Source organism: Streptomyces sp. NPDC085931, assembly GCF_044540565.1.
In the GTDB taxonomy this organism is placed as follows: Bacteria; Actinomycetota; Actinomycetes; order Streptomycetales; family Streptomycetaceae; genus Streptomyces.
This window is the reverse complement of the sequence record NZ_JBITSK010000001.1, coordinates 823383-833101: the sequence shown is the minus strand read 5'-3', so window position 1 is coordinate 833101 and position 9719 is coordinate 823383. Positions and strand designations below refer to the sequence as shown.

The window sequence follows — 9719 nt, the reverse complement described above, 5'->3', positions numbered from 1 at the left end:
GGGAAACGCCCGGTTACATTCCGAACCCGGAAGCTAAGCCTTACAGCGCCGATGGTACTGCAGGGGGGACCCTGTGGGAGAGTAGGACGCCGCCGAACAATCATTGAAAGGGTTGGACCCGGAACTTCGGTTCTGGGTCCAACCCTTTTTTGTTGTGCGTCACTTGAAGTTCACATTGCGCAACCAGCATGCGCAGTATGGGTACTGCTGCAATGCTCAGGGCCGCCGGTGTCGGACTCGGTGACGAGGTCGTCGTCCCGGCCTTCGGGAACGTCGAGGTCGCCGAGGCCGTGGCCATGGCCGGGGCGCTGCCGGTGTTCGCCGACATAGATCCCGTCACCTACTGCCTGGATGCCTCCGCCGTGGAAGCGGCGGTGACTGCGCGGACCGCGGCCGTCGTCGTCGTGCACCGCTTCGGCCGGCTGGCCGACCTCGCGCGGCTGCACGGTGTCGGACAGCGGCACGGGTTGCTCGTCCTGGAGCAGGGGGAGTCCGAGGCGCCCTACGACGAGATAGCCCAGCGTCGGGAGCGCGCGGCGTATCTCGACGCGAAGTTGCGGGGGGTGCGGACGCCGGACGACGGTGACGGGCACACATATCAGCAGTACGTCGTGCGGGTGCCGGGCAACGGGCGCCCCGACCGGGACGCTTTCGCCCGGGCCGTGCGGGCCAGGGGAGTCGAGGCGCGGGTGCCGGTGAAGACGCCGGTGCACAGGCTGCCCGAGTTCCGGCGGTGTGTGTCCCTGCCGGAGACGGAGCGAGCTGCCGACGAGACGCTCGCGCTGCCGGTGCACGCCGCGCTCACCAAGCGGGACATGCAGCGGATCGTGTCCGCTTGCAACGCCCTCGGAGGACTGCTGCAGCCGGCTTTCTGAGGTGGTTGGGAGCACGCGTGTGTTCGGGGTATGATCTATTCCGTTGCCGCGGGGAAATCCCGGAAAGCAACAGGCCCCTATAGCTCAGTCGGCAGAGCGTCTCCATGGTAAGGAGAAGGTCAACGGTTCGATTCCGTTTGGGGGCTCCAGCAGAAAAGGCCCCACCCTGACGGGTGGGGCCTTTTCGTTGTCCTAGTCCTTCTGGAGGCCCGGGACGCGCATCGCCAGGATCGCCATGTCGTCGGACGGGGCGTCCGACGCGAAGCGTTCCACCGCGCGCATGATGCGGGCCGCGACCGCGCCGGCCGTGAGACCCGTGCAGGTCGTCAGGACGTCGGCGAGGCCGTCGTCGCCGAGCATGCGGGTGCCCTCGCGGCGTTCGGTGACGCCGTCCGTGACGCACAGCAGTACGTCGCCCGGGTCGAGCGTGACCGTCTCCTCGTAGAGCTCCAGGTCGTCGATGACGCCGAGGAGCGGCTGGGGCTCGGCGGCCGGTTCGACCGTGCCGTCCTGGCGCAGGCGCAGCGGCAGCGGGTGGCCGGCGCAGACGACCTTCAGCTCGGCGCTGCCGTCCTCCTGGGGTCGCATCTCGCCGTAGAGGAGGGTGAGGAAGCGGCTGCGGGCGCCTTCGTCGAGGATGGCGGAGTTCAGGCGCTCCAGGACCGTGGGGCCGCTGAGGCCCTCGCGGGCGAGGAGGCGCAGGGCGTGCCGGGCCAGGCCGGTCACCGCCGCCGCGTTCGGGCCCGTGCCGCAGACGTCGCCGATGGCGAAGCCGTAGGCGTCGTCGCGGATGGGGAAGACGTCGTAGAAGTCGCCGCCGACCTCGTTGCCCTCGCCGGCGGCGCGGTAGATGACTTCGACCTCGACTCCCTCGATCGAGGGGAGTTCCGGAGGGAGCAGGCTGCGCTGGAGGGACTGGCTGATGGCCGTGCGCTCGGAGTAGAGGCGGGCGTTGTCCAGGGCCAGGGCGGCTCGGCGGGAGAGGTCCTCGGCGAGTTCCAGGATCTCCTGGCGGAAGTGCTCGTCGGTGGGCTTGCCGAGGGTGAGCATGCCGATGACGCGGTTGCGGGCGACCAGCGGGAGGACGACCGTCTCGCCGCCCACGGCGGAGGCCGTGGCGAGGGTCGGTCCGATGCCGGTGGTCACCTGGCGGGTGGGGCCGCCGCTGAGCCCGAGGCTGCGCATGGAACTGCGCAGGGCGGCCTGGTGGGCGATCTCGGCGGGGGCCGTCCAGACGCGGGCGCCCGGGGTGGGGACCGGCTCGGGCGGGGGGACCTTCGACAGCAGGGACTTGATGCCGTCGATGAGTTCCTCGTCCTCGTGCAGGACGTAGGAGAGGTACGGCTCGGAGGCCTGGTCGGCGATCGTGTAGACGGCGCACCAGGTGGCGAGCGTTGGGACGGTCATCTGGGCCATCAGGGCCAGGGTCTGGTCGCGGTCCAGGGTGCCGGCCAGCAGGTCGGAGGCCTCCACCAGGAAGCTGAGCGAGCCGCGGCGCAGGCGCTCCAGTTCGCCCAGGCGCGCCGATTCGACGGCCAGGGCGATGCGGTCGGCGGCGAACTGCAGGCGCAGGGCCTCTTCGTTGGAGTACCTGCCGGGGGCCTCGGCGGCGACTCCGAGGGAGCCGGTGAGGCGGCCCTCGACCTTCAGCGGAACCGTGACGACCGAGCGCATCCCCGTGCCGTCGAGCAGGGGCACCGCGCCGGAGACCGCCGTGAGGTCGTCGTGCACGGCGGGCATGCGGGCGGAGCCGTAGCGGCCGGTGCCGGCCTCGACCGGGACGCGGGCGAAGCGCTGGCGGGCCGAGGGGAGGCCGGTGGAGGCGCGGACCTCCAGTTCCGTCTCGTCGTCCGTGGCGAGCAGCAGGAAGGCCGAGTCGCCGTCGAGCATGTCGCGGGCGCGTTCGACCGTGCGCTGCAGGAGGCCGTCGAGGTCGTCCGGGGCGGGGGAGCCGATGAACACCTCGAACGGGTCGGTGCTCTGGCCCTCGGAGCCGGTGGAGGTGTCGGAGGCGGGGACGCGCAGAGGGGTCTGCAGAACGGCCCGTTCGTGGTCCCGTACCAGGAGGCACACGGTTGACGGTTCGCCGCCGGTGTCGCGGACGCGCAGGTGGGAGGCGTAGACGGGGGTGACGCGGCCGTCGGCGTCGCGGATGCCGTAGCTGCCCTCCCAGCGGGAGAGCTGGAGTGCTTCCGCGATGCCGGTGCTGGTGCCGGGGGTGTGCGGCCAGGCGGCGAGGTCGGTCAGGGGCTTGCCGGTGACCTGCTCGGCCGGGTAGCCGAAGAGTTCCTCCGCGTCCTCGTTCCAGGCGCTGATGTGGCCGGTGCGGTCGACCTGGATGACGGCCACGCGGACGCGGCTGTCGGCGAGGGGGAGGAGGTCGGCCGGGAGGGCGGGGCCGGCCGCGCGGGTGCCGACCGTGCGGGCCGGGAGGTCGAGCTGGAACCAGACGGTCTTGTGGGTGGGGGTGTACTCGACGCCCCAGCGGCCGGCGAGGGCCGCGCAGAGCTGGAGGCCGCGGCCGCCCTCGCGGTCGGGGTTGCCCATGGTGATCGCCGCGCCCTGGAGGGGGACCTCACGCTCGGGATACCGGTCGGCGACCTCGACGCGCACGCCCTCGTCGCTGCGCAGGCACAGCACGTCGGCCGAGGTGCCGGCGTGGACCACGGCGTTGGTCACCAGTTCGCTGGTGAGGACCACCGCGTCGTCGACGATGTCGGCGAAGCCCCAGCCCTGAAGGGTGTCGCGGACGAAGGAGCGGGCGCTCGCGACCGAGCGCCCGACGGGCTCGAAACTGGCGGCCGCGCGCGCGGTGATCACAGAACTCCTCGACCGGTTCTCGACGTGCTGGGCTGCGGGGCCGACCGGCTCGTGCCGCTGATGCGGCAGGCCGCCCGTCGGCCGGGGGTCCGGGGGCTGTCCCCCCGGGATCAGTCCGGTGGTCATGTGTGCGGCCGCCCCTCCGATGCCCGCTCGTCTTCGTGCCACCGCCCAGGCCGGACGGACCGGCGCGGCTGGACAGCCGGATGCAAGGTTACTTACCTTCGCGGTCCGTGCGGATGCCGGTCTGCAGTGTTTCCGTCCGGAGGGTGTGCGGACGATGTGCGAAGCTGCCGAACTGTTATGGCCTGGTTCGGCCGGGGTGAAACACTGGGCACGCTTCTTGTGAAGGTCCGGGCAGGCTGAGTGCACAAGGCGTACGGCGGGCAGCAGCCCCTGGGACGGGCCCGGTGTGCGGGGCAGAGAATACGCAGTAGTGACTGGTACGCCGAGCGGTACCGCGAGCACAGAGTGACGGTCGACCCCTGCGGGAGGGACACAGTGGAGTCTGGCGCAGCGACGCGTGGCACGAAGACGCGCGCGAAGGGCGGACAGTCCCCTAGCAGCCACGGCAAGGCGCGGGGCGGCACGACCGTGGACACGGCGGCCCTGAACCGGCTGATGGCGGCCCTGGTGTCCATGCGGGACGGGAACTTCCGCAAGCGGCTGACGGTGTCCGGCGACGGCGTGATGGCCGAGATCGCGGCGGTCTTCAACGAGGTGGCCGACCGCAATCTGCATCTGACGGGTGAGCTGGCGCGGGTGCGGCGCATGGTGGGCCGCGAGGGCAAGCTGACCGAGCGGCTGGAGACGGGCGCCTGCGAGGGCTCCTGGGCGGCCGCGATCGACCACTCGAACGCCCTGGTGGACGACCTGGTGCGACCGGTGTCCGAGGTCGGCCGGGTGCTGTCGGCGGTGGCGGAGGGTGATCTGTCGCCGCGCATGGAGCTGCGCACGCAGACGGCGGACGGCACCAGCCAGCCGCTGCGGGGCGAGTTCCTGAAGGTCGGGCGGACCGTCAACAACCTGGTCGACCAGCTGTCGACGTTCACCGACGAGGTCACGCGCGTGGCCAGCGAGGTGGGCACCGAGGGCAAGCTGGGCGGCCAGGCACGCGTGCGTGGCATGTCGGGTTCGTGGCGGGACCTCACCGACTCGGTCAACACGATGGCGAACCGGCTGACCGCTCAGGTGAGGGACATCGCGCTGGTGACGACGGCGGTCGCCAAGGGTGATCTGTCCCGGAAGGTCACCGTCCAGGTGGCCGGCGAGATGCTGGAGCTGAAGAACACCGTCAACACGATGGTGGACCAGCTGTCGGCGTTCTCCTCCGAGGTGACCCGGGTGGCCCGCGAGGTGGGCACGGAGGGCGCGCTGGGCGGTCAGGCGCAGGTGCCCGGCGTCGACGGGGTGTGGAAGGAACTCACCGATTCGGTGAACACCATGGCCGGGAACCTCACGGCCCAGGTGCGCGGGATCGCGGAGGTGACGACGGCGGTCGCCAACGGTGACCTGTCCCGCAAGGTGACCGTGCCGGCCCGCGGCGAGGTCGCGCAGCTCGCCGACACGATCAACCAGATGACCGAGACGCTGCGGATCTTCGCGGACGAGGTCACGCGCGTGGCCAACGAGGTCGGTGCCGAGGGGCGGCTGGGCGGTCAGGCGAACGTGCCGGGCGCGGCGGGGACGTGGAAGGACCTCACCGACTCGGTGAACACGGTCTTCCGGAACCTGACCACGCAGGTGCGGGACATCGCCGCCGTGACCACGGCCGTGGCCAACGGCGATCTGTCGCAGAAGGTCACCGTCGACGTCGCCGGCGAGATGCTGGAGCTGAAGAACACCGTCAACACGATGGTGGACCAGCTCTCCTCCTTCGGTGCCGAAGTGACGCGTGTGGCGCGGGAGATCGGGGTCGAGGGCGAGCTGGGCGGTCAGGCGCAGGTGCCGGGCGCGGCGGGGACCTGGAAGGACCTCACCGACTCCGTCAACACGGCGTTCCGCAACCTCACCGGTCAGGTGCGCAACATCGCGCAGGTGACGACGGCGGTGGCCAACGGCGATCTGTCGCAGAAGGTCACGGTCGACGTCTCCGGCGAGATGCTCAAGCTGAAGAACACCGTGAACACGATGGTGGACCAGCTGTCGAGCTTCGCCGACCAGGTGACGCGGATGGCCCGGGACGTGGGCACGGAGGGCCGGCTCGGCGGTCAGGCCCGGGTCGACGGCGTGTCGGGCACCTGGAAGGAGCTCACCGACTCCGTCAACTCGATGGCCGGCAACCTCACCTCCCAGGTGCGCAACATCGCGCAGGTGACGACGGCCGTGGCGCGGGGCGACCTGTCGCAGAAGATCGACGTGGACGCGCGCGGGGAGATCCTGGAGCTGAAGAACACCATCAACACGATGGTCGACCAGCTCTCGGCCTTCGCCGAGCAGGTGACGCGGGTGGCCCGCGAGGTGGGTACGGACGGGCGGCTGGGCGGTCAGGCGCAGGTGCCGGGCGTCGCCGGTGTGTGGCGCGACCTGACCGACTCGGTGAACGGCATGGCCGGGAACCTCACCGCGCAGGTGCGCAACATCGCGCAGGTGGCGACCGCGGTGGCCCGGGGTGACCTGTCGCAGAAGATCACCGTGGACGCGCGCGGCGAGATCCTGGAGCTGAAGAACACCCTGAATACGATGGTGGACCAGCTGTCGTCGTTCGCCCAGGAGGTCACGCGTGTGGCCCGCGAGGTGGGCACCGAGGGCATCCTGGGCGGTCAGGCCGAGGTGCAGGGCGTCTCCGGCACCTGGAAGGACCTCACCCAGTCGGTGAACGGCATGGCCAACAACCTGACCATCCAGGTGCGCAACATCGCCGAGGTCACGACCGCGGTCGCCCGGGGCGATCTGTCGAAGAAGATCACCGTCGACGCCAAGGGCGAGATCCTGGAGCTGGTGACGACGGTCAACACCATGGTCGACCAGCTGTCGTCGTTCGCGGAGCAGGTGACCCGGGTGGCCCGCGAGGTGGGCACCGAGGGCATCCTGGGCGGCCAGGCGCACGTGCCCGGCGTCACGGGCATCTGGAAGGACCTGAGCGACAACGTCAACCTGATGGCGAAGAACCTCACCACTCAGGTGCGCAACATCTCCCAGGTCTCGGCGGCGGTCGCCAACGGTGACCTGACGCGGCAGGTCACCATCGAGGCGCGCGGCGAGGTCGCCCAGCTCGCGGACACCATCAACACGATGGTGAAGACGCTGAGTTCGTTCGCCGAGCAGGTCACCAAGGTGGCCCGCGAGGTGGGTACGGACGGCATCCTCGGCGGGCAGGCGCACGTGCCGGGTGTGGCCGGTACGTGGAAGGACCTCACCGAGTCGGTGAACCAGATGGCGTCCAACCTGACCGGCCAGGTGCGCAACATCGCCATGGTGACCACCGCCATCGCCAAGGGCGACCTGACGAAGAAGATCGACATCGACGCGCGCGGCGAGATCCTGGAGCTGAAGACGACCATCAACACGATGGTCGACCAGCTGTCGTCGTTCGCCGAGGAGGTCACCCGGGTCGCCCGCGAGGTGGGCACGGAAGGACAGCTCGGCGGTCAGGCACGCGTGCGTGACGTGGACGGCACCTGGCGGGACCTGACGGAGTCCGTGAACGAGATGGCCGGGAACCTGACCCGGCAGGTGCGGGCCATCGCGCGCGTGGCGACCGCGGTGACCCGGGGCGATCTGAACCTGAAGATCGACGTGGATGCCTCCGGGGAGATCCAGGAGCTCCAGGACTACATCAACAAGATGATCGCCAACCTGCGCGACACCACCATCGCCAACAAGGAGCAGGACTGGCTCAAGGGCAACCTCGCCCGCATCTCCGCCCTGATGCAGGGCCGGCGCGACCTGGAGGACGTGGCCTCGCTGATCATGAGCGAGCTGACGCCGGTGGTCTCGGCGCAGCACGGGGCGTTCTTCCTGGCCATGCCGCTGGTCGACGGCGAGGACATGAACGCCGCGGACGAGGACCAGTACGAGCTGCGCATGCTCGGCAGTTACGGCTACTCGATGGGCTCCATGCCGACGTCGTTCCGGCCCGGTGAGGCGCTGATCGGGACGGCCGCCACGGAGAAGCGCACGATCCTCGTGGAGAACGCGCCCAGCGGCTACCTGAAGATCTCCTCCGGGCTCGGCGAGGCGCCCCCGGCACAGGTGATCGTGTTGCCGGTGCTGTTCGAGGGCAAGGTGCTCGGCGTGATCGAGCTGGCGTCGTTCACGCCGTTCACGCAGATCCAGAAGGACTTCCTGAACCAGATCGCGGAGATGATCGCCACCAGCGTCAACACCATCTCCGTCAACACCAAGACGGAGCTGCTGCTGGCGCAGTCGCAGGAGCTGACCGAGCAACTGCGCGAGCGTTCCGCCGAGTTGGAGCAGCGGCAGAAGGCCCTGCAGGCGTCCAACGCCGAACTGGAGGAGAAGGCAGAGCTGCTGGCGCAGCAGAACCGCGACATCGAGGTGAAGAACACCGAGATCGAGGAGGCGCGGCAGGTCCTGGAGGAGCGCGCCGAGCAGCTCGCGGTGTCGATGCGCTACAAGAGCGAGTTCCTCGCGAACATGTCGCACGAGCTGCGCACGCCGCTCAACTCCCTGCTGATCCTGGCCAAGTTGCTCGCCGACAACGCCGAGGGGAACCTCTCCCCGAAGCAGGTCGAGTTCGCCGAGACGATCCACGGGGCCGGTTCGGACCTGCTCCAGCTCATCAACGACATCCTCGACCTGTCGAAGGTCGAGGCGGGCAAGATGGACGTCTCCCCGACGCGGATCGCGCTCGTGCAGCTCGTGGACTACGTGGAGGCCACCTTCCGGCCGCTGACGGCGGAGAAGGGCCTGGACCTGTCCGTGCGGGTCTCCCCGGAGCTGCCCGCCACGCTGCACACCGACGAGCAGCGGCTGCTGCAGGTGCTGCGCAACCTGCTGTCCAACGCGGTGAAGTTCACCGACTCGGGTTCGGTGGAGCTGGTCATCAGGCCGGCGCGGGACGACGTGCCGCAGAAGATCCGGGAGCAGTTGCTGGAGACGGGGTCGCTGACCGACCCGGACGCCGGTCTGATCGCGTTCTCCGTGACCGACACCGGGATCGGCATCGCCTCCAGCAAGATGCGGGTGATCTTCGAGGCGTTCAAGCAGGCCGACGGCACGACCAGCCGCAAGTACGGCGGCACGGGCCTGGGGCTGTCGATCTCGCGGGAGATCGCGCAGCTGCTGGGCGGCGAGATCCACGCCCAGAGCGAGCCGGGCCGCGGCTCGACCTTCACGCTGTACCTGCCGCTGCACCCCAGCGAGCTGCCGCCGCAGGGCTATCAGCAGCAGCTGCCCGCCCTGGAGGCCGGTGACCTGGTGGCGTCCAGGGCCGAGCTCGCCGAGCGGTCCGACGCGCAGGTCGAGACGCCGGCCGAGGTGACGTCGTACCGCGAGACGCAGAACGGGCCGGCGGCGCTGTTCCGGCGGCGGCGCAGGACGCCCCAGCCGGAGGCGCGCCCGGCGCAGCCCGAGCAGTGGACGCCCGCCGAGGTCGAGACGGCGCCGCGGCCGCAGCGGGGCATCCGCTTCGGCGGCGAGAAGGTCCTGATCGTCGACGACGACATCCGCAACGTCTTCGCGCTGACGAGCGTCCTGGAGCAGCACGGCCTGTCCGTGCTGTACGCCGAGAACGGCCGCGAGGGCATCGAGGTCCTGGAGCAGCACGACGACGTGGCGGTCGTCCTGATGGACATCATGATGCCCGAGATGGACGGGTACGCGACGACCACGGCGATCCGCAGGATGCCGCAGTTCGCCGGGCTGCCGATCATCGCGCTGACCGCCAAGGCGATGAAGGGAGACCGCGAGAAGGCGATCGAGTCGGGCGCCTCCGACTACGTCACCAAGCCGGTGGACCCCGATCATCTGCTGACGGTGATGGATCAGTGGATGCGCGGGGAATGAGGGGATCGGTGGACCGTCGGACGGCCGTGCCGGGAAGGTTGCGTGTTCACACGC

The 9719-nt window shown here is 70.0% G+C and carries 3 protein-coding genes, 1 tRNA gene and 1 rRNA gene; 4 read left to right on the top strand and 1 reads right to left on the bottom strand.

The window, feature by feature from the left end; genetic code table 11:
- From rrf to ACIGAN_RS03455, 3 genes are all read left to right on the top strand, one after another.
- Nucleotides 1-98 (top strand): 5S ribosomal RNA (gene rrf, locus ACIGAN_RS03465); the annotation flags it as partial.
- A gap of 114 nt (nt 99-212) precedes the next feature.
- On the top strand, nt 213-875 hold the full coding sequence (locus ACIGAN_RS03460) for a DegT/DnrJ/EryC1/StrS family aminotransferase (protein WP_365741149.1): 663 nt from the start codon (nt 213-215) through the stop codon (nt 873-875).
- A gap of 73 nt (nt 876-948) precedes the next feature.
- Nucleotides 949-1024 (top strand) — tRNA-Thr (locus tag ACIGAN_RS03455).
- Nucleotides 1025-1067: 43 nt separating this feature from the next.
- Here the strand turns inward: ACIGAN_RS03455 and ACIGAN_RS03450 are convergent.
- Nucleotides 1068-3821, bottom strand: coding sequence for a SpoIIE family protein phosphatase (locus ACIGAN_RS03450; protein WP_399854606.1), 2754 nt, complete (start codon nt 3819-3821; stop codon nt 1068-1070).
- A 375-nt stretch (nt 3822-4196) separates the two neighbouring features.
- Here ACIGAN_RS03450 and ACIGAN_RS03445 point away from each other — a divergent pair, with 375 nt between their 5' ends.
- A complete protein-coding gene (locus tag ACIGAN_RS03445; RefSeq protein WP_399854605.1) occupies nt 4197-9665 on the top strand; it encodes a HAMP domain-containing protein in 5469 nt (1822 codons plus the stop codon).
- The last annotated feature ends 54 nt before the right edge of the window (nt 9666-9719 follow it).

Coding starts and splice junctions, on each gene's coding strand:
- ACIGAN_RS03460 (WP_365741149.1), top strand. CDS start 213: ATGCTCAGGGCCGCCGGTGTCGGACTCGGTGACGAGGTCGTCGTCCCG.
- ACIGAN_RS03450 (WP_399854606.1), bottom strand. CDS start 3,821: ATGACCACCGGACTGATCCCGGGGGGACAGCCCCCGGACCCCCGGCCG.